Below are 25,293 nucleotides of genomic sequence, written 5' to 3' on the forward strand. Positions count from 1 at the left end.
GGGAATTATGGGAGTGATTGATTTTTATTCGCACCATTATAACTATTAAAAATGTCTTTTTTCAGTTTTTTATATTAAAATTATTTATTAATATAAAAAACCAAACATTCTGAATTTATCAGATTCCCTCTGCCTCTTTACGTGCACGATTAAGTGCCTCAGCAAGGCGGGCACGTGTTGCCTGCCCCATACGGCTCATGCCACAGGCACCCCGCATACGTGAAATGGCCTCATCATCTGAACAGTCTGTTGCTATTGCCAGGCTGGCAAGGTCGACCAGCGCTGCCAGAGGCACCTTAGCCGGGTCAACCGGCTTTTCCATTGTAAGATTTTTAAAAGGCAAACGAGAGGACACAGGCAGGCGAGGCGACCAGATGAACACTCCGGCCTCATCTTCCGTTCGTTCAAATAACGCTGGTATAACACGCTGAATGCGCTCACGTATCTCCCGGCCAGCACGGGCAAAACCATGCTCTCTGGAAATATGCTGGATAAGGATATCCTCACGAATGACCCCTGCTTTATCTACTGCCTGTATAACAAGCTGTTTTAAAACGGGATCATACTCAGCCTGAAAAAAACTGGCGCCATCGGCTATGACACTGTCAGATGGCAATGAAACAGTAGCCGCAGTTTCACTGGCATATAAAGGTTCCGATATTTCGGAAGAGGCACACATATCAGCCGGAGCCTCTTCAGCTATGCCTGATACCAGCAAAGCATCGTCAGCCGCTTTCTGGTCACGTTCAGCCTGCTCTGCACGCTGGCTGCGTAATTCTTCAAGCTTTTTTCTGAGCACAGCATCAATTCTCTCCGCTTCACGTGGCGCATTTGTCCACCAGTCCGTTGACCAGATACGCAGAATAGTCCAGCCCAGATTCTCGAGCACGGCCTGACGCAGCCTGTCACGATCACGCGCTGTAGCACTGCGATGATACGTCGCACCGTCACATTCGATACCAGCGAGGAAGGCACCGGGCAGATCAGGGTCAACAACACCGAGGTCAATACGAAACCCTGAGACGCCGATCTGTGTTGCGATATGCCAGCCTTTTGCTCGCAGCATTGTGGCAACCTGCACCTCAAATACGCTGTCATATCCGCCAACCGATCCCTCATGTGCACCGGCAAGAGCTTTTGTGCCACGCTCAGCAAACAAAAGGAAACGACGCAAGTCATGTACACCTGCGGCCGATGTCCGTTCCGTCGCAATCTGATCGCCGCGCAATGACCCGAAAACAATAAGTTGTTCACGCGCTCTGGTAATCGCCACATTAAGACGACGCTCACCACCATCCCGGTTCAGCGGTCCGAAATTCATCGAGATCTTTCCTGCCGCGTCTGGGCCATATGTCAGCGAGAACAAGATAATATCACGCTCTTCACCCTGAATATTTTCAAGGTTTTTAACCAGCAGAGGCTCTGACGCTCCTTCTCCGGTGAAACGCTCGAGTGCCGGGTCTTTTCTGACCTCAGCCTCAAGAAGCTCAGTAATCAGCTTTTGCTGCTCACTGTTAAAAGTCACGACACCAACAGAGCGATTAGTGCCATCACGCATAATCCTGACTGCTTCTGCCACGACCATACGGGCTTCTGTCGGGTTTGTGTGTGAACCTCCTCGCCCTGGTTCATAAACCCCCTGTGACACAAAACGGAAAGACACTGCCTGGTCTGTCGTAACCGGCGCGGGAAAGGTCACCAGCCCTCCGCCATAATAAGTCTGATTTGAAAACGCGATCAGACTTTCATGGCGGCTTCTGTAATGCCAGCCGAGACTAACAGATGGCACACCTGCGCCCAGACACTCATCAAGGATGGAATCAAGATCCATCATTTCATCGGGGAACAGATCGTCCTCCCCGCCACGCCCCGCAGTAAAAAAATCTGTTGGTGGCAGCTGCTTAGGGTCTCCCACCACGACAACCTGCCGACCCCGCCCGATAGCACCTATCGCATCCCAGGTTGTAATCTGAGAGGCCTCATCAAAAATCACCAGATCAAATGGCTCTGCATGAGGCGGCAGATACTGAGCAACCGACTGGGGGCTCATCATCAGGCACGGAGTTAATGTACGCAACGCACCAGGCATTTTTTCTGCCAGCCGGCGCACAGGTAAATGGCGCTTCTGTTTTGCAATTTCATGGGTCAGAATTTTATATTCCGGGTCATGCCGCCTTTCTGCCTCGCCTGGAATTTTACCAGCAAGCCGTGCCCTGATCAGTTTGACAGAAAGCTCTTTCTGTCTTTCATCAAGCTCACGAAAGCGCTGAATACGCCCTTCATGCGTGGCAGCCACAAACCCTTTCAGCACCTCTGAATTACTAATGGCGTGCATCATCCACCAGCGTGCGTAATTCGCTTCAAACACAGAAAAAATCGTCTCTCGCGCCACAAGCCCCTGCTCAATAGCGCTTACTAACGGTGCGAGACCAAGCTGCTCTGCCTGATGACGCGCCTGCTGCCACGAGCACCAGTCTCGCATTTCGCGCGAGGCCTCTTGCCACCCCTCCAGCCTGACACGAAGGAGCTCAGGCCAGTGCGGGTCGGCCGGGTCAGCCAGAGTCGCGATAACACCAGCACTCCGTTCTGCCAGCTCTTCCATTACTGCCTTCAAAGCCGCGAAGGCAGACTGATAAGCTGTAAGTGCCTGATAAATCGTCCCCCCAGGAGACAAAAGATCACGCCCCTCCGTCAGCAGATTTTTTAGTGACGTGCGCGCCGAAAGAAGAGTGGCTGTATCGTCTGTACATCCTCCCAGACAGGTCCTGACCATCTGCCCCCACCGGAAAGCAGCAGTAATCTGTTCAAAATCAGTCTCTGTACCACGCCATAAAGCCCCGATCTCCGCTTTATAGGGGGCCACATCAAGACGAGTGAAAATCTCCTCCCGTTCAACCAGCTTTTCAAGGTCACTTTCACACTCTTCAGGCAGGTCGAGCGCATGCTGTGTAAGGCGCTTACGCAGTGCTTTGTGCCCCATAGAGCGAGACAGCAGCCACTTCTCATTAAGAGCACGCCACTCATTCAGCAGCTCAGCCAGAGGCAGCGTTTTTATACTCTCTTTCCAGCGGGTTTTCAGATCATCAGAAAGAGCGTGATAACGGGCAACATTCTCTTTTTCAGCCTGCACCGTATCATGAATATCCTGAGCATTTTCACTCAGCCCCCACCCAGCAATATCAGACTGCAACAAATGGGCACACAGCACTTCAATGCGGCTGAGCCGTTGCAGCGACAAATTACCTGGCTCAAGGGACAGCTTTTCAAACACTCTCTCAGCCGCTGTGCAGGCAACTGTAAGTGCCCCCAGTGTTTTACTCACTGCATCAAGCAACCCTGCCTCCCACAGAGGAGACCAGTTCGTCTGCTCCATCCCGACCAGACGTGGGGACGTGACAATGTCACCAATACGCTCGTATAAGACAGCCAGATCTTCAACAGTCTGCACCAGTCTGTCATAATCCTGCTCTGAATGAATATCAGCATTCGGCCATAAGAAAGGAATATTCTGTACTGACGCCTGATCAGCACGCAGACTGACACCAATCCCTCTGTAAGGCGTCCAGCCATTACGACGCGGTGTATGCAGATCGCGTACATAAGCATTCAGCTCATTACGAAGAGTATCAACTTTTTGCTTTACCTGGGCATAGTCACCGGCCTGAAAATCCTCAAGAACAGCCTGCGCCGCCTGAAACTGCTGTAATACCTCCATTTTACTGGTTTTGGGCGAAAAGAGATCAAGGCAGAACTCCCCTATACCCAGCTTCACCAGTCGTGCTCTCACAACCTCCAAAGCGGTACGCTTTTCAGCCACAAACAGCACAGTACGCCCCTGTGCCAGGGTATTCGCAATGATATTACCTATCGTCTGACTTTTACCCGTACCTGGCGGGCCAATAAGCACAAAATTCTCACCCGCCGCAGCACGGGCAACGGCTTTAAGCTGCGACGAATCAGCCTCCATCGGGCAGACAAGATCAGCCTCCGCCAAAGCTGTATCCAAGTCATCATGACCATCAAACCCGACAGCCGGCCCGCTCTCACCTGTCTTACTCTCTTCCTTCACACCATTAAGCAGGCGGCTGGCCACATCATTAGCTGCCAGCTGGTCACGTCGCTCGAGCAGATCTTTCCACATCAGAAATTTCGAGAAACTCAGCGTTGTCAGACTTACATGATCGCGAATTTCCCACCCGGGAATATGCCGCAGATGCAGGCGAAAAATCTCGAGAATTTTCGTAACATTAAGCCCGGCATCATCTTCGGGCAGCATGTCAGGTTCAAGTTGCGGTATACGAATATCGTAGTCTGAACGGAGCATCTCAAGCAGCGTTGCGTTAATACGCGGCTCATCACTATGCGCACGTAATGTCAGCGGAGATTTAAGGCTGACACGCTCGAGACTGACAGGAACCAGAATAAGTGGCGCCAGATAAGGCTTTGTTTTATCCTGCGGCACCCAGGCTACGGCACCGATGGTAAGAAACAGCACATTAGAGCCGCCTTCCTGCTCGGCGGCTCTCGCCTGACGATACAGCTCAACAAGAGCATTCTGCAGGGCATCATTCTCACGCTGCACTATCAGCTCGTGTCTGTTCAGTGCTTCCAGAGCATAAGCGCGCAGGGTTTCTTCATGATGTCGCTGCTGATGGATATCCTGATTGCGCGGATCCTGAGCATCCATAAAGCCGGCAGAAGAAACAAAACGCAGAGGCTTTGTCGTGCCACCTACCCGCATATCAGCCAGAATATCTTCAAGTTTTTCGGGAGCGGGACAGTCAATTTTAATCAGCTGACGGTCAGACTCCGGCAGCCTGAGCAGGCGGTTACGCCCGGTCATGTCAAGCAGACGGTTACACCAACGCTGCACCCGATCTGCCGGGCGGTCAGGCAGCCTTTCCAGCTCTTTCTCTTCGCGCAGCACAGGAGCGGCTTCGAAAACGGGCTGCCCTGCCATATCGGGAGTAACAGCACCCTCCCCGTCAGCTGCCTGAGAAGGAACCAGTGTTGAAAGCGGCCTGATACGACGCAAACGCGCACGATAGATATCAATAACAGCGCGAAATGCCTCCTCATCATCATCGCTGATATTACGCAGTGTACTTTCACCACGCTCACAAGCTACAGAGAAGCTAGGTTTCTGTGCCGCTGTGACCAGAGTGGTTTCAAACACACGCAAATCATCAAGTTTCAGACGATTGCGTATACCAGGCAGATCCTGCACGACAGAGGTCACAGCATCCTGTCCTGCCAGCCACAGACCGGCAAAAGCGTGCCCCTGGGTCAGAACAATCACTGGCCTCAGGCCAGCAGCTTCAAGGCAGGCCGCAAAAAGCACTGTGGTATCGAGGCAGGTGGCAAGTCGCTCGTCATATATCTGTGCAGGCAGGCGAATACGCTGACCACTTTCAACAAATGACGCCGGCGGGTTAACATATGTCAGGTTAAGCCCGCATACTGCACACCATATAGCCTGCGCCTGAGCCCAGACCCGGGCTTTATCGCCCTGATATCCTTCAAGTGACGGTGACTGACCTGCTTCACGTAAAATATCAGAAGCACTGCGCAGAACACGGGCGACAGCGGGGTCATTAGGTAGTACAAAAGCTGCCAGAATATCAGGAAGCCCTGCCAGCCCCCCCCACTCATTACGTGCAAGAATACGAATATCATGCGTGGTTTCTGTCAGAATCTGACCATCAGCCCGGGCTGTCAGCGTAATTGTTGCCCGCGAAGCCTCAGTCTGTGCAGCGAGCAGCGCACCGTTCAGCGCCACGTCACGATCAGGCAGCATATACAACTGCTGCGCCCTTACCTGCTGAAGATGCCAGGTGCGCGGCATAAGAAAAGCCGGATCGCAGCTAAGGGTTATGTCAACCTGCTGATAGTCATGGTCCGTGGTATTATCAAAAATCAGCTCTTCGAGAACAGGCACGCTGTTCTCCCACAGGCTTGCATTCATTGCATCCTGCACTCTGACTGTAAGAGCCGGAGCCGGGACAGGTGGAGCTATATCAGCATTTTCAGAAATCTGCTTATGCTCAGTGTCCACCGCCAAGTCTCCTCTGCACGATATATGTTTATGGTGCTGTAACAAGGCATGTCGACAGCACCATAAAGAAAATAGTCAGCGCACATTATAGAGAATTGTCTCAGACTGACCATAGCCAGCGGCAGATAACACCTCAGAGACTGTCACACCCCAGAGCCAGCGCACCGGCCATAGCACATTCTTCATCAAGGTCAGCGCTGGCACCCCCAACCCCGACAGCCCCCAGCAGCTTGCCATGACGCAGCAAAGGCACCGCCCCTTTTGCGTAAATCATATTATCCCCTTCGAGCGATGAAATACGGTTCATCACAACTGAAGCGGGCGGAATGTCACCACTTTTGCACCGTGTTGCTGCTGCTGTCAGAGCTTTGCCCTGGCAGCCATATATGCTGGCCCAGTTTGACTGATCCATCCGGGCAAATGAAACCAGTCTGCCGCCTGCATCACACACCGCTACACACACATCTATCTTCAGCTCTTTTGCACGTAACAAAGTCGCTGTCAGGGCTGTTTGTGCCTCATCAAATGTTATCATCTTATTTTCCTTAACAGGTTATGAAAGCTGTACATTTAAACCCCACAGAAACCCGGCCAGAGTATCCTCACCCGAACTGTAACCATGCTGTGTTATAGGCCGCACCAGACGCAGTCTCTGCTCAGGAACAGAGTGAATGAGAGGGTAAAATTGCAGGAACTTTTGCCAGTCTTCTGATGCATGCCGATAACTGGCTGATTTCAGAAAAAAATATGACACTGTTGTTGTTTTTTCTTGAGCGTCATAAAAAATATCTGAAAAAAAATCAGAAGGAAATTCTGCGCTGACATAAGTAGCAAGCATCACGCCACATAAAAAATCATCACCGGCTGGTGTCAGACCCCGACCAAGACCAAGCCCCTGTGCAACACCTGCGGCAATAAGATTTTTATCGCCCAGCCTTAACCCCTGCCGTAAATCTGTGAGTGACCACCCTGCGACTTCCTGGCAAAAGGGATCATTCAGAACAGCAGCCAGATACTCTGAATGTCTCTGAACACAGGCACCGTCATATAAAGCGGCCTCATAACAAACCCGCTGCCGCCAGTATTGTTCTGTTACAGGGCAATCTGATGCTATTTCAGCAGCATCAGAAAGGTTTATTATAAGTTCGCCATTACATATTTTCTGACTGTTACAAAAAATTTCACAGTTATCATCAAAATATACAGGCCATGTTTCAAGGCGCACAGTATAAGGTGTCATACGCTCTGAAACAGGAGAAAAGATAAGCATAGACCGGGCGTCTCCCTCACCCGCAAGCGCATAGACATGCCTGTCAAACCGCGCCAGAACTCTGAGCCGCTGCTTATCATACCCCAGAGCAGTCATAGCGAAAGACGCAACCGATGAGGCCTGAATAACGCTCATGCAGTTTTCAGAGCTTTTTCATCCGGATAAATCCAGGTACCAGCCTCTCCTGCAGTAATCTCTTTAATCTGAGAGAGAGAACCTATTGCGGCACATTTACCCGTTTTGCGCACAAAGTTCACAGCAGCCTCTATTTTAGGTCCCATTGACCCGCGGGAAAAAGCCCCGGTCATAAGCTGTTCGGCAGTTACTTTATGCAGTAATTTCTGTTGTGGTGTATTATAGTTTTCATAAACACCAGGGACATCGGTTGCGATAACAAACAGGTCAGCAGGAATATGTGCTGCCAGCAGGCTCGAAGCCCGGTCTTTATCAATAACAGCCTCTACCCCCTCCATCCGGTTTTCGCCTGTATCAACAACAGGTATGCCACCCCCACCGGCACAAATAACGAGTGTGCCGTTATCAAGCAGCCACCTTATAGGGCGATGCCACAAAATGCGTTTTGGCTGTGGGGACGGCATAACACGGCGCCATTTGCGGCCATCCTGACGAAAAACCCAGCCATGTGCTGCGGCCATCTGCTCTGCCTGTGCCTCATCAAACACCGGTCCGACAAATTTGCTGGGGTCAGAAAATTCGGGGTCATCTCTGTCAACCTCCACACGGGTGAGCAATGTGGCAACCGGCACATCATACCCCAGAATATTGCCCAGAGCCTGCTCAAGCATGTAGCCAATCATACCCTCAGTAGCCGCGCCCATCACATCAAAAGGGTAAGGTTCTGCTCCTTTAAAAGCATCGGCCTGCATTGCCAGAAGCCCAACCTGCGGACCATTGCCGTGTGTCAGAATAACCTGATGGGTCCGCGCGACCGGGGCAAGAGACTGCGCAGCCACCCGGGCATTGTTCCATTGTGTTGCCATGCTTAGCGGTTCACCGCGCTGCATCAGGGCGTTACCGCCCAGTGCTATCACCAGTTTCATGATGACCCTTACGTTAAGGAGGTTCTGTCAGAACCGGGAAAGTTCACATAATGCACAATAGTTCGTATATAACAACTCATTTCGATACGTTATCGTTAAGAGTGTAAAAAAAATCATAGCCGGCTATCACAGCTGAGGTCGGGAAACTGCACATTATGCAAACATTTGTTTTTTTCTGAGTGAAACGCGCTATAACGCCTTAGAAATCACCATACCTGAGCTCAGACGTCAGGCCCATCAACCTGCGCCGCCTTTTAGTCGCGCTAAAAAACGGAATGTGTTTGTGAGTAATTCCAGTGCAGCACCAGCTGACAAACCAAAAGGTGTTGTTGGCTCTCTGGCCCACGGCCTGAACATCATTATGGCGTTTAGCAAAGCGCATCCGCGCATGACGCTCTCTCAGGTGTCAGAGAAAACAGGCATGGACCGTGCCGGAGCACGTCGTTATTTGCTGACACTGGTGCATCTGGGTTTCGTTGTGCAGGACGGCAGATTATTTCAGCTCACACCAAAAGTACTTGAACTGGGATACTCTTATCTCTCATCCGTCCCTCTGACGGATAAAGCTCAGTATTACCTCGATCGAATCCGCGATCAGACCGGCTTTCCCGTCGCTCTGGGTGTGAGGGATGAACTCTATGTTGTGCATCTTGCCTCAGCCAACAGTGACGAATTTAACTCCCCCGGGCTCACTATTGGCCGACGCTTTCCCATTGCCTATGCATCAGCCGGTCGCTGTATTCTTGCAATGATGGAAAAAGCTGAGCGTGAAGCTTTACTCAAAGACATTAAGCTGGAGCCTATGTCAGACATGAGTGTTGCGACAATCAGTGCTCTGAACAAGCAGCTCCAGATCATTCGCAAGCAGGGCTATGCATTAGTCGATCAGGAAATGCAGACTGGCATACGCTCACTTGCTGTGCCTGTTTTTAATGCCAGAGGGCAGATTGCCGCAAGTTTTAACACTTTTACCTTCAGCAACCTTGTGCCTGCTGCGCAGCTCATCTCTGACGCTTTACCCGTTATGCAGGCTGCTGCTGAAGAACTTCAGGCGACTCTCATTTAATATCTTCCTTACCCTTGCTGCCCATGTGACGGCAAGGGACTCCTTTTTCCTCTGAAAATACTAATATTTTCTCACCCGGCGGGGCAAACTTCTGCCGGGATATATGCGCTTACGGTAGTCATATTTTCTCTGTTGTTCAGCGCACCATTCAGAGATTCAATAAAAAAGTTTCGTATTCGACACATTTTCTCTCTTGCAATAAATGCGTAAAATGTTTCAAATTCGCACATATGTTCACATTAAGAACTTTAGCGGAGAGTATAACCTTTGAAACAGCTTCGCGTCGGGGTTCATTACGAACCATCTAATATCGACCCCCATCTGGGCGCTGCAGAGCTGGCCCTGCAAATGACCAATGGTGTTTTTGATACGCTGGTAAATAAAACCACTGATGGTGAGTATCTGCCTGGTCTGGCTGAAAGCTTTCAGATTTCAGAAGACCAGTGCAGCTATATTTTTACCCTGCGTCGTGATGTTCTGTTTCATGATGGCACCGCTTTTACTGCTCATGCCGTTCAGGCCTCGTTTGAGAGGGCTCGTGACCCTGCCAGCAAATCACAGCTGGCAGGCAGTCTGCTGGGCAGCTACAGGTCCTGTCATATTATCAATGATTACTGCCTCGAAATTCTGCTCGACAAACCTTATGCCCTCTTTCTTGATGCTTTGAGTCAGGCATGGCTTGCCCCTATGTCAGTCAAAGCCATGCAGGAAAATGGTCCTGGTTTCATGCGGCACCCCGTTGGGACAGGTCCTTTCATCTTTGACCGCTGGGAGGCCGGAAACTGTCTGGTCATCAGGCGTAACCCGGCTTACGCCTGGGCACCACCAGTGGTAAAAAACCAGGAAAAGGCTCATCTTGATGAAATCGTCTTCAAATTTATCGCTGATGATAAAAAACGAAGTGAAGCTTTTGAGAAAAATGAAGTTGATCTGATTTTTGCTGCAAACCCGGGAGATGCAGCTCCTCTGCGTGCGCGCCAGGATACAGATGTAACAGTCTGGCCCATCCGTGGTGTGCCTGTCTGTCTTATGCTCAACATAAAGCGCACCCCCACAGACAGTCTGGCGGTCAGACAGGCTCTCAGCCACGCCATTGACAGAGACGCCCTGGTTACAGAAGTATTTAAAGGAGAATTTACCCGCGCATATGGTCCGGTCTCACAGTTTACGCTGGGTTATGAACCAGATGTGGAGACATTTTATCCTTATGATCCAGACAAAGCTGTCACCTTACTTGAACAGGATGGCTGGATTATACAGGCAGATGGCAGACGTTATAAAAATTCTGTTCCGCTGGAAGTTATTTTTTACGCTTTACCGGTTAATTTCTACCCTGAATTTGGCGATATTATCACGCGTGAACTCGCCCCTCTGGGCATAACAGTCAAAATAGAACTTTGCTCACCCCCTGCATGGATTCAGGCCGGCATGCAAGGACTGCACAATATGATCCCACAGGGAAAATATGCCAGCTCATCGCAGCTTCTGGGGTTTGTCTATCATTCCCGCAACAGTGGTGCGGGCGGTTACGGCTGGAGCAAACGCGGCCCTGAAGATTATCCCGAAATTGATACTCTCATTGAGCAGTCTGACACCTGTATCGATAAAGCAGGATATGTCCCTTTATTTAACAAGGTACAGCTTGCGGTTATGCAGGCGGCTCTGGCTGTTCCCCTGCATTGCAATGCTAATATTGTTGCTGCCCGCACAACAGTCAGCGGCCTGACTTTTGATGCCATCGGGGCCTACCCCCTGTTTCATGACACAACCATTCAGAAAAGTGAGGGCTGACTGATGACCTCCCGTATTCTCATTCGCCCGCGTGAATATCATGACTCTGTACGCCTGATGCGTGCTTCAGAAGCTATTCGTCAGGAAAGCGGCGTCACTGAAGCCATGGCTATGATGGCAACAGTTAATAATAAAAAAATTCTTGATACATCAGGCCTGTTAACTGATGCCGTTAAAGCTGCAAACCCCGATGATCTGATTATCGCTGTTATCGCAGATACGGAAGAGGCTGCTGAACGCGCCGTTGCCGCAGCTCAGTCTTTCCTGTCACAAAAAGTGCAGAGTGGGCAGCAAACACTCCAGCCGCGTTCGGTTGACGCGGCCTGCGCTCTAAACCCGGCCATTAATATGGCCTGCATTTCTTTACCTGGTGTTTATGCGTATCGCGAAGCAAAACGCGCTCTTGAGCTGGGGCTGAACGTCTTTTTATTCAGTGACAATGTCAGTCGCGAAGATGAACGTAAACTCAAAGAGCTGGCCCAGGAAAAAAACCGCCTGCTTATGGGCCCCGACTGCGGCACAGCCCTGATTAACGGTGTGGGTCTTGGCTTTGCCAATGCTGTGCGCAAGGGAAAAGTTGGCCTTGTTGCCGCATCCGGCACCGGCACCCAGGAGATTTCTTCTCTGCTTGACTGGCTGCACTGTGGTGTAAGCCAGGCCATTGGCACGGGCGGACGCGACCTGCAACACGACATTGGCGGCCTGACAATGTTGCAGGGGCTGGCCATGCTTGCCGCAGATCATGGTACAGATGTTATTGTCGTCACATCAAAGCCACCCAGCCCGGAAATTGCTGAGAAAATTATTGCATTCTGCTCACGTCAGACCAAACCTGTTGTAATTAACTTTATCGGGCAGAGTATAACCGGGCAGAAAGGCAATATTACTTTCACCTCAACCCTGGCCGAAACAGCCCTGACAGCTGCACGCCTGCTTAACTCCTCCTGCGAGCTGCCGCATCTGAGCAGTGCTGACACAAACAAGTTTATGCAAACCGCACGTGCTGCACGCAAACCATCGCAACGTTACCTGCGTGGCTTATATGCTGGTGGTACCCTTTGTTATGAAGCGCTGTTTCTGCTTCGTGAACAACTGGGCGGTATCTACTCCAACCTGGAGCACGGCGCATATGAACTGAAAGACCTCTTTAACAGCAAAGAGCATACCATTATCGATATGGGTGAGGATGCCTATACCGAAGGGCGCGCTCACCCGATGATCGACCCCTCGCTCAGAAATCAGCGTATCCTCAGAGAAGCTCAGGACCCGGATGTGGCACTCCTCCTCCTCGATCTTGTTATCGGCTACGGCGCGCATGAAAACCCGGCTGCACAACTGGCAGAAACCATTACACAAGCCCGCGCCATCACACAGGCAGACGGGCGTGATCTGCCAGTGATTGTTACAATCTGCGGTACAGAAAACGACATACAAAATTATGAAAAACAAGCCGAGCAGCTATGGGCTGCCGGTATTCTTGTCGCAGGCAACAATGCTGAGGCCGTCACACTGGCTGGCCATTATCTGGAGACACTCAATGACTGAGCAGCAACCCTCTCCTTTATTCGAACAAACTCTGAGTGTGGTGAATATCGGCATTGACCTCTTTGCCGAAACACTCAGGCAGCAATCGGTCGATGTTGTACAGGTGCAGTGGAGCCCTCCTGCCACGCAAAATGAAGACCTGATGAACCTGCTCGACTCTCTGCTCTGATTCACTCTCCTCTGTTTGCGGAAAAAAATACCATGTCTGCCCTGAAAACTCTGATTGAAGATGCCAATGCCAAAACGCTTGATATTATTCTGCGAGGCAAACCACGGCTGATTGACGTTGCCCCTGCACTAAACGTAGTGCCTGGTATGACGCCCAACCTGATTATGCACGCAGGGCCTGCTATTGAGTGGGATCGTATGTGCGGCCCCCACAAAAATGGTGTCACCGGGGCTGCCCTGTGGGAAGGGCTGGCCAGCACCCCCGAAGAAGCCGACCAGAAAATTCGTAGTGGTGAAATTCTGATCGCCCCCTGCCACCATCATGTTTCTGTTGGTGCAGGTGCAGGCATTATCTCAGCCTCCACTCCCATGCTGGTTGTCGAAAATGCAACATTTGGCAATCGTGCCTATAGCTGCATCTCTGAGGGGGGAGGGCTGCGCCTGCTGAAATGGGGAGCGTATGACGAAACTGTCTTTAAAAATCTGACATGGCAGGCGAAAGTTTTTGCTCCTGTGCTGAGTAAAGCACTTCAGGCCTCGGGTCCGATAGATATTCGTAATATTATCTCTCGTGCTGTGGAAATGGGCGATGAATGCCATAACCGCTCTGTCGCGGCGACGGCACAGTTTCTTAAAGAAATGTATGCCTATCTCGTCGCTCTTGATATGCCCGGAGAAGATGTCAAGGCATCAATAAAATTTCTTGTAGAATCAGAGCATTTTCTTCTTCATGCCATTATGGCTGCAGCAAAGGCGATGCTGGTTCCGGCCGAAGGCATTGACTACAGCACGATCGTCACAGCTATGTCGCGCAATGGTGTCGATTTTGGCATTAAGGTCAGTAGTCTGGGCGACCAGTGGTTTACCGCACCAGCCAACCCTGTCACGGGGCTTTTCTTCAGAGCAGAATGGAACGATTCAAACGCAGCTCCTGACCTGGGTGACAGCGCCATCACAGAAGTCATCGGTCTTGGTGGCTTTATTCAGCCAGCGGCTCCGACTGTTACGCAATATGTACAGGGAACGGTGCAGCAGGCCATTGCCAACACGCTCGAGATGCAGGAGATTTGTGCAGCCTCTAACCCTGACGTTCGTATTCCTGCCATGGATTTTGCACCAGGCCCCATTGGCATTGATATTCGTAAAGTGGTGCAGACAGGCATTCTCCCTCTGCTTGATACCGCCATTACTCACAAAGAAGGCGGGTTAATTGGTGCCGGTGAAGTACGTGCACCCATGGGCTGTTTTGAAGCTGCCCTTAAAGCATTTGGGCAAAAAGTAGCAGGGGCACAGGCATGACCTCACTCATTGACAAAATTAACGCTGCAAACGAAGAAGCTTTTTCTCGCCTGGTTTCTGCTAAACCGGTGTGGGTCGATGTGCAGCCTGCCCTCAGTGTACTGCCTGGCATGACCCGTCATACAGTACTGCATGCAGGTCCACCCATTGCCTGGCAGAATATGTGCGGCCCGCAAAAAATGGGTGTCGTGCAGGCTGTTCTGCATGAAGGTCTGGCCGCAGATGAGGCTGATGCTGAAGCAATGATCTTGTCAGGGCAGGTTACTGTTGCCCCCTGTCACGAATATGGTGCTGTTGGTGGCATGGCTGGCATTACCTCTGCCTCCAGCCCTATGGCTGTTGTGTATGATAGTGTGCATGATCGCTATGGTTATTCACAGCTCTTTCAGGGGCCGGCCTCAGGCCTGCAAAACCGCGACGACTATAACCGCGAAGCCCGCAAACGCTGGACCTGGCTTGAAACCGTGCTTGGCCCGGTGGTGGGCAAAGCTGTTCGCAGCACACAGGGCATTCCGGTTAAACCTATGATTGCCCGCGCCCTTGAAATGGGCGATGAGTGCCACAACCGCAACAGCGGCGGCAGCCTGGTTATTCTTAACGCTCTTATTCTGCCACTTTATGAAACCTGCACAGACCCCGCTCTGCTGCATGAGGTGCTCGACTACCTGAAAGTAAATGAGCAGTTCTCACTCTGCCTTTCAATGGCGGCAGGTAAAGCCATGGCAGATGCCACAAAAAATATCCCCTACAGCACAATGGTCTCTGCCATGTGTCGTAACGGTGTTGAGTTTGGCATTAAAGTCAGTGGCCTGGGTGAACAGTGGTTCACCGCCCCTGCCAGCCGGATTGAAGGATTATTCTTCTCCTCTGAATGGAGCGATGCCGATGCTGTGCCCGACATTGGCGACAGCAGCATTATGGAAACGATTGGTCTTGGCGGGCATGTTCAGGCTGCAGCACCAGTGCTGCAGCAATTTGTTAATGGCTCATTTGCCCGTGCAACATCGGTAGTGGAGAGCATGCAGCTGATTACACTGGGTCAGGTTACTGAGTTTAAAATTCCGAATATGAATTTTACCGGTGCACCTACAGGCATTGATATTCGCAAAGTAGTGCAGGCAAACCTGACACCTGTCATTGATACTGCCATTGCTCATAAAAAAGGTGGGGTCATCGGTGCAGGGCAAACCCGCGCACCCTTTGACTGTTTTGCTCATGCGCTGCGGGCTTTCAGTGCACGCTATATGCAACAGAGTCAGTAAAAAAGAATATCCCGCTTCTTTCCTGCAAAGAAGCGGGCAGGAGATCAGGCGCAGCGCAGACGAAAACGCGTCATTTCTGACGGCACACCAAGACGCAGTGCAAAACCTGGCCATAACCCTGTACCGTTGCTGACATAAAGCGTCATCCCGCCAATCTGATAACGACGGGAGACAAACCCGTTATTACCTCGCGCAACAAGCCAGGACAATAAAGGTAACATACCGCCATGAGTGTGCCCTGAAAGCTGAAGAGCCACACCACGCTCTGCAGCATTGTGCGCTTCACCAGGCTGATGATCGAGCAAAATAACAGGGGCATCAGCAGGTTTTCCGGCCAGAGCGGCCTCAGGGTCGGGGCCAGCTAAATGATGCCCGGATGCAGAGCGGTCTGTCACACCGGCAATCACAAGCCGGGCGTCACCACGCCTTACGGTATCATGGCTGTTTAAAAGCATCTTAAACCCAAGGGATGATAAATGCTTCATCCACGCATCATAATCAAAAAAATACTCATGGTTGCCAGGTACAGCGAGCATACCATCAGGCGCACTGAGATTTGCAAGTGGTGCAATATCATCACGGCGCATGGCAACAGAGCCATCAATAAAATCACCTGTGATGACTATCATATCTGCCTGAGCTGCATTTGCACGCTCTGTAACTGCCTCTGTCCATGTGCGAGGAAAAAGCCGGCTGATATGCAGATCACTCAGCTGAAGGAGCGTATAACCGTCAAACGCCTTATCCAGCCCAGGGATAACAACTGTTACATCTTCAACCGGTGGCACACGTAAAGCATTTACCAGAGCAAACGCCGCCAGAAAACCAGCAAATCCTCCGGCAGCTATACGTACCACCGGAGGAATATGTAGCCACTGCCCTTTAACTACAGCAGCGACCACTACACCACCATCAAGCAACAGCTGAAACAGAAAGAGAAATACAAGTGTGCCAAAGCCCCAGTTAAACAATATAACAACCGGGCGCGGAAACTCAGGGGCAAACACGGAGCCTGAAGAACAGCGACACCAGAAATGATACAGCGCTGCCACGATAATCAGCACTGCGCCCCCCGGTTTCACCAGCAAAGGCAATGGTAGCGGAAGCAGCCAGTCAGCAATGACAAACAACGGTAAAAACATAAAAATAAGCATGCGCACAGCTTCTGTTCCTTCGCTGAGATCACGCACGACACTCAGCGTCACACGTCGAAGATACTTCTCTGTTACACAATTTTTCTCATAAACCGAATGACATCTGCTGAGTGACCTTTACCCGGGATAAAACTCAGACAACACCTGCCCAGCTATTGCGCCGCCAGTCACTCACCGCAAAAGGTTCCCCTCCGGCCTCCACACCGGCACAGGCAACGGCTCCGAAACACAAAGCTCCCGATGACCGCAGAGCAATATCATGCCCCAGAGCCCGCAAGCCTGCTTCTGACAGATGTCCGTCCTCAACCAGAAGCTGTCCGCCTTCACTACGCCAGCGCGGAGCCGCCACAGCCGAAGCAATATCTTCTCCGCGCCGCATCATCCGGTCAATCACCTGCAGTAATGTCTGCACCTGCCCGTCAGCCCCTGGTGTTGCCAGTGCCATCACCCCATTTTGTGAACGCACCATAGCCGGGGCCAGTGTATGCACAGGCCTGCGTCCTGCTGCCCAGCTATTTGCGCCTGTGGTAAACCCGCCGGCTCTGTTGTTGAGCATAATCCCCAGCTCAGGCACCAGCAGACAGGAGCCAAAATCATCAAACACGCTCACAAGGGATGATACCACCATGCCATGACAATCCGCGACAGAAACACCGGCTGTATGCAGGTAAGCACGAGGGCCACCCCGCCGTGATGCACGGTCAGGATCTGCCTGCAACGCTATATCAAGAAGGGCTGCCCCCTCAGCTGCACGGTCACGGTAAGCGAAGGAGGCCTCTGTCAGTTCAACCGCAATATGATCAGCCTGCACGTCTGTCTCAGGTGACCAGCGACTAAAATTCTTCAAAGCCATGCCGAGCAACACACCCTGTGCAGGGGGCGGCTGCACAAGCACCGTTGCTTCCCCCAGGCGGATAGCGAGTGGCTGCATGATGTCTGTCTGATGGGCAGAAAGGTCGTGCTCATCCAGGGCACCACCATATGCGGCAACACGACGCGCCACGTCTGCTGCATAATCTGTGGTATAAAAACACTCAGGCCCCCGCTCAGCAAAACGCCGCAGTACAGATGCAAGTTCGGGCTGCACCCAAAGCTGCCCGGCTTTGAGGCTCATCAACGGCCAGATGCTGCTCCCGTTACGTTCCAGCCTGGGCGTATGCGCCTTAACGACCTGAGCAAGAGACTCCGAGAGCACAATACCATCTTCAGCCAGGCGAATAGCCTTCTCAAAAATAATAGCAAATGGCAGCCGGCCCCAGCGCGCATGCATGCGCGCCCAGGCACCAGCAATACCAGGCACGGTGATGCTGTTAGCCCCTTCATCAGTGCAGCGTGTCGCTTTAGCCGGAAAAGCCCCGGCCCCGCTAACGGCAAATGTCTGCTCGCCCTCTGCAACGAGTGCAAATAAATCACCGCCAATGCCGCAGGCATCAGGTGCGACAACGCACAAAACAGCCTGTGCCGCAATGGCGGCATCTGCCGCACTGCCGCCTCGTGACAGGACATCCTGCGCAGCGAATACGGCAAGCGGATGCGCCGCAGACACAGCCCCTGCCGGACCGGAAATAACCGGTCTGACAGGCGATGAAAAACCATCAGCAATATGCCAGTGCCTGTATGTCATGTCTAAACCGCCGTATACCCGCCATCAACCACAAAGGAGGTGCCCGCCATATAGCGACCACCCGCAGCAGCCAGAAGCAGAATAAGTGCTGCGACCTCATCTGGTGTGCCATGTCGCCCGAGCGGAATTTGCTTATCAATCACCTTACGTTTTTCATCAGGGTCATGCTGATAAGACCAGAACGGATCATTAAAAGGGGTCTCGATCCAGCCAGGCAGCACGCAGTTAATACGAATACCCTGAGGCGCAAGCTCTGCGGTCAGACTACGGGCAAGACCAGGTAAAGCCGCTTTGGTCGCCTGATAGGCAGACATACCGGCATGCCCTCTGATCGCCCCGGTTGAAGACGTAAACACCACGCTCGCATTGTCAGACATGGCCAGATAAGGCGCTGCCGCCTGAGTAAAGAAAAACGGCATTTTGAGATTAAGGGCCACGGTGCGGTCCCACATCTCCTCTGTCCAGTCTGCCAGAGAAGCAGAGACCATAAGCGCTGCGGTAATAATTACCGTATCAACTCCGCCAAACTGCTTGACAGCAAGAGCGACAGCCTCCTGCGGGACAGCAGGGTCAGACAGATCACGCTGAAGAAACAGACATTCCCCGTTGCTCTCTTCATCAACCACGCTCCGGGCCTCAGCCCGGTGGTCAATCAGCACAACATTATCGCCCTGTTCGCGAAATTTTCTGACACAGGCGCGACCTATACCTGTAGCACCACCTGCTACAATCACTGTTGCCATGGTGTGTGTCTCCTTATTGTTTGCCGCCAAGAACAAGTGGCAAAGATGTCAGCCCGCGCAGACCAGGGTGCAGCCTCAGCTCTGAAGGGCCATCTGTTTCAAGGCGGTCAACTTTTTCTGCCAGAGTACGGAAGAAAACCTCGCCCTCAAGGCGGGCCATCATCTGCGCCACGCAGGCATGTGGGCCGGCGCCATAACCAATCTGGCGGGTTATTCTGCGGCGAATATCAAAACGATCAGGCTCTTCCCACGCAAGCGGATCTCGCCCGGCTGAACCTATCAGAACCAGTACTTTTTCATGCTTACCCAGTCGCTGCCCTTCGAACTCGAAATCTTCAGTCGTAGTGCGGAACAGACTTTGTGATGAACTGTCGTAACGCGTAGCTTCTTCAAAAGCAGCACGGGCAAGGGATGGATCTTCACGCAGCAATGCCCACTGCCCGGGGTGCTCAGCCAGCGCACGCAGGCACAAGCCTATTGAGTCAATCGTGGTATCAACCCCGGCAGAAAGAAAAGACCTCACAAGCAGCTTTGCCTCAGCGTGCGTGATCTCACCCCTGTCAGCAGCGGCATACATCGCAGCGCCCAGGCCATCATCCGTCAGAGCCGAGCGCTCACAATGAGCATCAACCCAGGCACTCACTTCTTCAGCCCGTGACAAAAGCTGATCATACCATGGTGTACGCGGCCCGAATGCACCAAACACCATACCGCCATAGACGAGCATCATGTCACGGTCGAGAGGAGGCATACCCACAGCGTCAGGAAACACCTTCATGGGAAAAGGCAGAACGAGCTCTGACACAGCTTCAATACGGCCACGCTCTGTTGCTCTGCTTATCAGGTCATCTGCCACACCGGTAAACTCGGTACGCATTTTTTGCAGAGCACCCGGGGTAAACAAACGCATCAGTACCTTGCGGGTGCGGTCATGGTCGGGCGGGTCAACCTCAAGAATAATGCTGGGCTGACGCCAGTTTTTATCTTTAAAATAATTCGTCAGCCCACCCCCACCGGCGTTGCTGAAACGCTGCCAGTCGGTCAGTACTGTGCGCACCTGGTCATAGTGGTGCACCACCCAGATATTATGCTTTTCAAGCCAGACAACAGGCCCAAGAGCACGCAGCTGTGCATAATAACGATAAGGATCAGCCCTGAACTCTGCTGAAAACGGATCGAGGTCTGAAACAACGCGTTTATCCGTAATAATAGTCATGAGTGTTGTCCTCTCATTCTGGCTCTGTAGGCACGGGTTTCGCTCTCATCCACATCCAGATCAGCTGTCAGAACCACTCCGTAGGCAGACAAAGCTCCGTCACGTGTCACACGACCGTCCCGCACATCCTCCAGCACATGCACGGGGTCACGCTCTAAGGGGTCGCCATAGCCACCACCACCCGCCATGACATGACGGTAAACATCACCCTTACCAAGTATAATCGGATCAAGCGGCATAGCCGGCAGAGTGCTCTCCTGCCCCTGCGAGATCAGAATATTTGAAGCTGCCGCACCAGGCTTGCCACCAAACAGGCCATGTGGCGGATATTTCACTTTATCAGAACGCACACCAAAATAGACGTTATCCTGCAGAATACGATATTCGCGCAGAATACCGAGGCCACCACGCTGTTTACCCGCTCCGGCCGTATCAGGCACAACACCATAACGCTCAATACGAATGGGATAGTCTGTCTCTATAATTTCGACAGGAACATTTGCCTGGTTAGAGGCCATATGAGGTACACCCTCCTGGCCATCATGCTGTGCTGTTCCGCCCCACACACCCATTACGCACTCAGAAAACACAAAGGTACGGCCACGATACACGCCACTGAAACTGGGCAAAGTAGACCCGCCTGCACCGTCAGCTGCCACACTCTCGGGCAGACACGGCGCCAGTGCCCCAAATACACAATCAACAATACGATACCCTGTAATACCCCGGCCACCGCAGGCCGCGGGGTAAGTACAGTTTAACACAGTACCTTCTGGCGCAACGACTTTAATAGGACGGGTATAACCGTGACAGTTGGGAACGTCAGCCCCCATAACTGAACGCAGTGCCGCGTAAACATTCGACTTACAAAAAGAGACAGGCGCGTTGATACCACCAGCAACCTGCTCTGAAGTTCCTGTCCAGTCAGCGGTTACTTCATCACCCTGCACATGCAGGGCCAGGCGAAAAACAACCGGGGATCCCTGCTCTCCCAAACCGTCAATATGGTCTTCAAAAGTATAGATACCATCAGCAATTGAACGAATAGACTCACGAGCCAGACGTTCAGCATAGTTATGTAGCGCCGCGGTATAAAAATGCAGCTCCTCACGACCATAACGCCGCAGCATATCAGCGAATGCACGATCACCGGCCTGAACTGCCGCACATTGTGCTGCAATATCGCCCAAAACCAGGTCGGGTGTACGCACATTTGCCGCAATAATAGCGTGAATGGCGGTATCAGGCACATTTTTACGAAACAGCTTTAAAAAAGGAAGACGCAGCCCTTCCTGATGAATGCTGACAGAACTGAGAGAGTTACTGCCAGGCACCAGCCCGCCCACATCAACATGATGCGCAATGGTAGCTGCCCATCCACACAAAATGCTTTCATGAAAAAGAGGTTTTACAACATAAATATCTGGCAGATGCTGCCCTGATGCCAGGTAAGGGTCATTGCCAACAAAAACATCACCCTCATCAATATTCCCGGCATACTCTGTGATCAGATGCTGCATGGCATCATAAAAACTACCAAGATGCATGGGAGTTGTAAGGCCCTGGGCAATGTTCTGCCCCTGCGGGTCGCACAAAGCAGTGGAAAAATCCATCGCATCGCGCACAATTGGCGAATGAGCTGTGCGCATGAGAATAATCGCCATCTCATCAGCAATAGCTTCAAATCCGTTTTTTATAATCTCAAGAAGAGCCAGGTCACACTCAGCCATCATGCGCCTCCCTGTTCTGGCAGATCAATCACCACGTTATTATAAGCATCACGCCAGACCATGCAGTCAGGCGGCACAATGGTGGTGCCTTCATATTCCTCAATAATCATCGGCCCCTGACGCGGTTTATCGTTCAGCAGGTAACGGTGGAGCACAGGTGTGGACAGCAGGCCATGCTGCGCGCCAAAATAGGCCATACGTGTGCTTTCCTCAGCCAGATGGCCACCAGCTATCACCTTATTAATTTCAGGCGGACGTGCAGGCGGGCGTGAGGCCACCACACGAATACTGACAAGCTCCATGTGGCCATTATCATGCACATAGCCGTAGCTGCGTTTGTGCTCAGCCATAAAGTCCTGCGCTGCCTGCTTAATCACATCAGCGGTAACCGTGGCTGATGAAAGTGGTACACTCAGCTCATACCCCTGCCCCTGATAACGCAGCTGCGCAAAACGGGTAATAGTCAGCCCGGCATTATCGTCTTCACCCATTTCAGAGCAAAGTGCAGACTGCAAGGCATGATAAGCGGCTTCAAGAGCACGTCGTGCCTCTTCCCCGGCAGGCAAAGGCGCGGCATAGGCAATTGTACGGCCCATTTCATAATCAGCAAAAAGCAGACCAACAGCACTGAACACACCTGCTCCAGGTGGCACAATCACTCGTCCGATATTCAGCTCACGGGCAAGTAACGCCGCATGCATGCCACCATTGCCGCCAAAAGCCAGCATTGTGAAGTCACGTGGATTACGACCACGATAGGTCGAAACAGCCTTAACCGCACGCATCATCGTCGCATTAGCAACACAATGCACACCATAAGCTGCCTCGAGCAAACTCATATCCGTTTTATCGCAGACAGCAGCCCGCAAAGCATCTCTGGCACACTGTGCATTAACAGGCACTGTGCCAGAAGCGAGAGCGTGAGGATTGAGGTAACCAAGCACAAGGTTGGCATCCGTTACGGTAGCCTGTGTGCCACCATGACCATAACAGGCAGGCCCTGGCATAGCCCCCATACTTTCGGGGCCAATTTTCAGCCCGCCGCCCGCATCTATGCGCACAACACTGCCGCCACCTGCGCCAACTTCTGACACATCAATAATAGGCAGCTTCAAAGCATAGCCACCACCCTTTGCCAGAGCACTGGACATAGAGATACCGCCACCGACCTCATAATCATCAGTGGCAGTCAGGCGACTATCCTGAATAAGGGAAGCTTTTGCTGTGGTGCCTCCCATATCAAACGTAATAATATCGGAATAACCGGCGACATGCCCAAGCCGTGCAGCCCCCACCACGCCCGCAGCCGGGCCACTTTCAACCACAGTAGCAGGGCGGGCAATCACCTGAGAAACATCAAGCAGTCCACCGCTGGACTGCATCATCAGCAGGCGGCCATCGAACCCCGCATTCTGAAGAGTCTGCACCAGCCCTTTAAGATAACGGCTGACAACCGGCCCGACGTAAGCATTAACAACTGTTGTACTGGTGCGCTCATATTCACGTACCTCTGGCAACACATCATAGCTTACAGAGATAAAACAATCTTCCGGCAGCTCTTCCCGTAAAATATGCTCTGCCTGCTTTTCGTGTCCAGGATTAACGTAGCTATGCAAAAAACAAACAGCCACAGCTTCAACTCCGGCTTTAGCCAGCGTCTTAGCAACAGTACGTACGTTCTCTTCATCCAGCGCCTGTATCACATCGCCACGGGCATCAAGGCGTTCAGGCACTTCAAGGCGCAAGCGCCGCGGCACTAAGGGCTCCGGCTTCTGATAAAGAGGCTCATATAAACGTGGCACACGAATACGACGCAGCTCCAGAACATCTCTGAAACCTTCAGTTGTTACCAGGCCTGTCCGCGCACCTTTTGCTTCAAGAATAGCATTTGTCGCAATTGTCGAGGCATGCAGCAGCTGCCCAAAAGTTGAGGCCGGCGCCTGTAACTGTGCAGCGATCTGACGCACACCGGTCAGAATACCCAAAGCATAGTCATGAGGGGTAGACGGCACTTTGGCCGTAACCAGAACACCATCAGCGGAAAGGCAGGCGATATCTGTAAAAGTCCCGCCTATATCAGCAGCTATACGATAATGTGGTTCCATCACTTATCACACCTGAAAGCAGCCAGTTTCTCTTCATCAACCGTAATGCCGAGACCCGGAGCATCAAGCGGCAGAATAGAACCATTACTAACCTGCATAGGTTCTGTCAGAATATCATCATCGTAATAATGCCCGGCTACACGATATGGATGCCGCCCTGCCGGTCCGCTGATTGCAATAACAGCCCCGAGTGACACCGCAGGCCGTGCCAGCGCAAAATGAACGTTAGCTGCTGTACCAATAGCTGATTCAATCGAGCCATTAACATCGCATGGTATCAGAGAAGCTTCGGCCACATCAGCAACTTTACAGGCACCACTTATACCACCTGCCTTAGCCAGATAAACTGAGATGCAGTCTGCTGCTCGTGTTGACACCACATCAAGCGCATCATTCACATCCCAGCAGCTCTCATCAGCGATAACAGGCACAGAAGAAGAGGCTGTCACCTCTGCCATATAACGCAGACCTTCTGAAGGCTGCTCAACCATGCTGACGCCAGCCTCAACCAGACGACGCACGGTCTCCATCGCAGATTTTGCGTGACCATACCCCTGATTTGCATCAAGTCTGAGAGTTATATCGTCGCCCAGGCGCTTGCGCAGAACACCAATCAGGCGAATATCACGCGCTGCATCTGTTCCGCCTTTGATCTGCAAACAAGAGACGCCATCATCTATTGCGGCAATAGCTTCTTCAAGCGCATCCTCTTCAGGCATCAGGCCGACCATATGTGCGACAGGCACGCTGTCACGCACCTGACCACCCAGCAATTTATAAACCGGAAGACCCGCACACTTACCCCAGGCATCATACAGCGCAATGCTGACAGCACATTTGGCATAAACATTGCCTACTGCAACACGGTCCATAATCTGTGCCGCACGGGTTACAGCCGTTACGTCCTGCCCGATCAGAGCCGGTCCGATAACTGTGGTAACCATATTGATAACCGTGCCTATGGTTTCACCCCCATGACGGGCAAAATCCCCTCCCCAGTCCGGCAAAGGAGTAGCTTCACCATAACCTGTCACACCATTTTCTGTCGTGATACGCACAGCAACAAAGTTACCAAGCTGACCAAGCATACCAGCCCAGCGAAAGTCACGCCGTGACGGCAGAGAAAACGGAAAAGCCTCAACAGAAATAATCTTCACAGTATCATCTCCATAATCACAGACTGATTAAAAAATATACAGTTCTG

17 protein-coding genes are annotated in these 25,293 nt (G+C 52.0%); 6 read left to right on the top strand and 11 right to left on the bottom strand.

Annotated features, from left to right (window positions below; translation table 11 throughout):
• Positions 1–118: 118 nt before the first annotated feature.
• The 4 genes from GOB58_RS00090 to arcC form a co-directional block, all read right to left on the bottom strand.
• Positions 119–6,055, bottom strand: coding sequence for a DUF3320 domain-containing protein (locus GOB58_RS00090; protein ID WP_265792571.1), 5,937 nt, complete (start codon positions 6,053–6,055; stop codon positions 119–121).
• Positions 6,056–6,188: 133 nt separating this feature from the next.
• On the bottom strand, positions 6,189–6,590 hold the full coding sequence (locus GOB58_RS00095) for a GlcG/HbpS family heme-binding protein (RefSeq protein ID WP_086634979.1): 402 nt from the start codon (positions 6,588–6,590) through the stop codon (positions 6,189–6,191).
• Positions 6,591–6,608: 18 nt separating this feature from the next.
• On the bottom strand, positions 6,609–7,460 hold the full coding sequence (locus tag GOB58_RS00100; protein ID WP_173558971.1) for an oxamate carbamoyltransferase subunit AllH family protein: 852 nt from the start codon (positions 7,458–7,460) through the stop codon (positions 6,609–6,611).
• Positions 7,457–8,386, bottom strand: a complete 930-nt coding sequence (gene arcC / locus GOB58_RS00105; RefSeq protein ID WP_173558972.1) for a carbamate kinase — start codon at positions 8,384–8,386, stop codon at positions 7,457–7,459. The genes GOB58_RS00100 and arcC overlap by 4 nt, the downstream gene beginning before the upstream one ends.
• Positions 8,387–8,669: 283 nt before the next feature.
• On the opposite strand from arcC, the gene GOB58_RS00110 reads away from it, so the two are divergent.
• The 6 genes from GOB58_RS00110 to GOB58_RS00135 all read left to right on the top strand — a co-directional run bounded on the left by GOB58_RS00110 (position 8,670) and on the right by GOB58_RS00135 (position 15,517).
• Positions 8,670–9,452, top strand: coding sequence for an IclR family transcriptional regulator domain-containing protein (locus tag GOB58_RS00110; RefSeq protein ID WP_233133365.1), 783 nt, complete (start codon positions 8,670–8,672; stop codon positions 9,450–9,452).
• Between the two features lie 267 nt (positions 9,453–9,719).
• Complete coding sequence (locus tag GOB58_RS00115; RefSeq protein ID WP_242005170.1) at positions 9,720–11,243, top strand: ABC transporter substrate-binding protein; 1,524 nt, start codon at positions 9,720–9,722, stop codon at positions 11,241–11,243.
• A 3-nt stretch (positions 11,244–11,246) separates the two neighbouring features.
• Positions 11,247–12,788, top strand: a complete 1,542-nt coding sequence (gene fdrA / locus GOB58_RS00120; protein ID WP_173558973.1) for an acyl-CoA synthetase FdrA — start codon at positions 11,247–11,249, stop codon at positions 12,786–12,788.
• The gene (locus tag GOB58_RS00125; RefSeq protein ID WP_173558974.1) at positions 12,781–12,957 is read left to right on the top strand and encodes a hypothetical protein; all 177 of its coding nucleotides are present in this window, start codon (positions 12,781–12,783) and stop codon (positions 12,955–12,957) included. Before fdrA ends, GOB58_RS00125 begins: the two co-directional genes overlap by 8 nt.
• A gap of 32 nt (positions 12,958–12,989) precedes the next feature.
• The gene (locus GOB58_RS00130; RefSeq protein WP_173558975.1) at positions 12,990–14,255 is read left to right on the top strand and encodes a YlbE family protein; all 1,266 of its coding nucleotides are present in this window, start codon (positions 12,990–12,992) and stop codon (positions 14,253–14,255) included.
• Positions 14,252–15,517: a YlbE family protein gene (locus tag GOB58_RS00135; RefSeq protein WP_173558976.1), complete on the top strand. Its 1,266-nt coding sequence runs from the start codon at positions 14,252–14,254 to the stop codon at positions 15,515–15,517. Before GOB58_RS00130 ends, GOB58_RS00135 begins: the two co-directional genes overlap by 4 nt.
• Positions 15,518–15,561: 44 nt before the next feature.
• Here GOB58_RS00135 and GOB58_RS00140 read toward each other — a convergent pair whose 3' ends face one another.
• From GOB58_RS00140 to GOB58_RS00170, 7 genes are all read right to left on the bottom strand, one after another.
• Complete coding sequence (locus GOB58_RS00140; RefSeq protein WP_173559246.1) at positions 15,562–16,671, bottom strand: metallophosphoesterase; 1,110 nt, start codon at positions 16,669–16,671, stop codon at positions 15,562–15,564.
• A gap of 133 nt (positions 16,672–16,804) precedes the next feature.
• The gene (locus GOB58_RS00145; RefSeq protein WP_173558977.1) at positions 16,805–18,295 is read right to left on the bottom strand and encodes a gamma-glutamyltransferase; all 1,491 of its coding nucleotides are present in this window, start codon (positions 18,293–18,295) and stop codon (positions 16,805–16,807) included.
• Between the two features lie 2 nt (positions 18,296–18,297).
• A complete protein-coding gene (locus tag GOB58_RS00150; RefSeq protein ID WP_086554702.1) occupies positions 18,298–19,038 on the bottom strand; it encodes an SDR family NAD(P)-dependent oxidoreductase in 741 nt (246 codons plus the stop codon).
• 13 nt (positions 19,039–19,051) lie between these two features.
• Entirely contained in the window at positions 19,052–20,254 is a 1,203-nt protein-coding gene (locus GOB58_RS00155) for a cytochrome P450 (protein WP_086634972.1), read from the bottom strand.
• Complete coding sequence (locus GOB58_RS00160) at positions 20,251–21,987, bottom strand: hydantoinase B/oxoprolinase family protein (protein ID WP_242005171.1); 1,737 nt, start codon at positions 21,985–21,987, stop codon at positions 20,251–20,253. Before GOB58_RS00160 ends, GOB58_RS00155 begins: the two co-directional genes overlap by 4 nt.
• On the bottom strand, positions 21,984–24,089 hold the full coding sequence (locus tag GOB58_RS00165; protein ID WP_173559248.1) for a hydantoinase/oxoprolinase family protein: 2,106 nt from the start codon (positions 24,087–24,089) through the stop codon (positions 21,984–21,986). Before GOB58_RS00165 ends, GOB58_RS00160 begins: the two co-directional genes overlap by 4 nt.
• The gene (locus GOB58_RS00170) at positions 24,089–25,246 is read right to left on the bottom strand and encodes a mandelate racemase/muconate lactonizing enzyme family protein (protein ID WP_173558978.1); all 1,158 of its coding nucleotides are present in this window, start codon (positions 25,244–25,246) and stop codon (positions 24,089–24,091) included. Before GOB58_RS00170 ends, GOB58_RS00165 begins: the two co-directional genes overlap by 1 nt.
• Between the last annotated feature and the right edge of the window lie 47 nt (positions 25,247–25,293).

The sequence above is a fragment of the Acetobacter thailandicus genome (genome assembly GCF_011516655.1).
In the GTDB taxonomy this organism is placed as follows: domain Bacteria; phylum Pseudomonadota; class Alphaproteobacteria; order Acetobacterales; family Acetobacteraceae; genus Acetobacter; species Acetobacter thailandicus.

Excerpts from the sequence above, each read along its gene's own strand:
- GOB58_RS00145 (WP_173558977.1), bottom strand. The coding sequence starts at position 18,295 with ATGACATACAGGCACTGGCATATTGCTGATGGTTTTTCATCGCCTGTC.
- GOB58_RS00155 (WP_086634972.1), bottom strand. The coding sequence starts at position 20,254 with ATGACTATTATTACGGATAAACGCGTTGTTTCAGACCTCGATCCGTTT.
- GOB58_RS00125 (WP_173558974.1), top strand. The coding sequence starts at position 12,781 with ATGACTGAGCAGCAACCCTCTCCTTTATTCGAACAAACTCTGAGTGTG.
- GOB58_RS00130 (WP_173558975.1), top strand. The coding sequence starts at position 12,990 with ATGTCTGCCCTGAAAACTCTGATTGAAGATGCCAATGCCAAAACGCTT.
- GOB58_RS00160 (WP_242005171.1), bottom strand. The coding sequence starts at position 21,987 with ATGATGGCTGAGTGTGACCTGGCTCTTCTTGAGATTATAAAAAACGGA.
- GOB58_RS00135 (WP_173558976.1), top strand. The coding sequence starts at position 14,252 with ATGACCTCACTCATTGACAAAATTAACGCTGCAAACGAAGAAGCTTTT.
- fdrA (WP_173558973.1), top strand. The coding sequence starts at position 11,247 with ATGACCTCCCGTATTCTCATTCGCCCGCGTGAATATCATGACTCTGTA.
- GOB58_RS00100 (WP_173558971.1), bottom strand. The coding sequence starts at position 7,460 with ATGAGCGTTATTCAGGCCTCATCGGTTGCGTCTTTCGCTATGACTGCT.
- GOB58_RS00165 (WP_173559248.1), bottom strand. The coding sequence starts at position 24,089 with ATGGAACCACATTATCGTATAGCTGCTGATATAGGCGGGACTTTTACA.
- GOB58_RS00095 (WP_086634979.1), bottom strand. The coding sequence starts at position 6,590 with ATGATAACATTTGATGAGGCACAAACAGCCCTGACAGCGACTTTGTTA.
- arcC (WP_173558972.1), bottom strand. The coding sequence starts at position 8,386 with ATGAAACTGGTGATAGCACTGGGCGGTAACGCCCTGATGCAGCGCGGT.
- GOB58_RS00140 (WP_173559246.1), bottom strand. The coding sequence starts at position 16,671 with ATGCTTATTTTTATGTTTTTACCGTTGTTTGTCATTGCTGACTGGCTG.
- GOB58_RS00150 (WP_086554702.1), bottom strand. The coding sequence starts at position 19,038 with ATGGCAACAGTGATTGTAGCAGGTGGTGCTACAGGTATAGGTCGCGCC.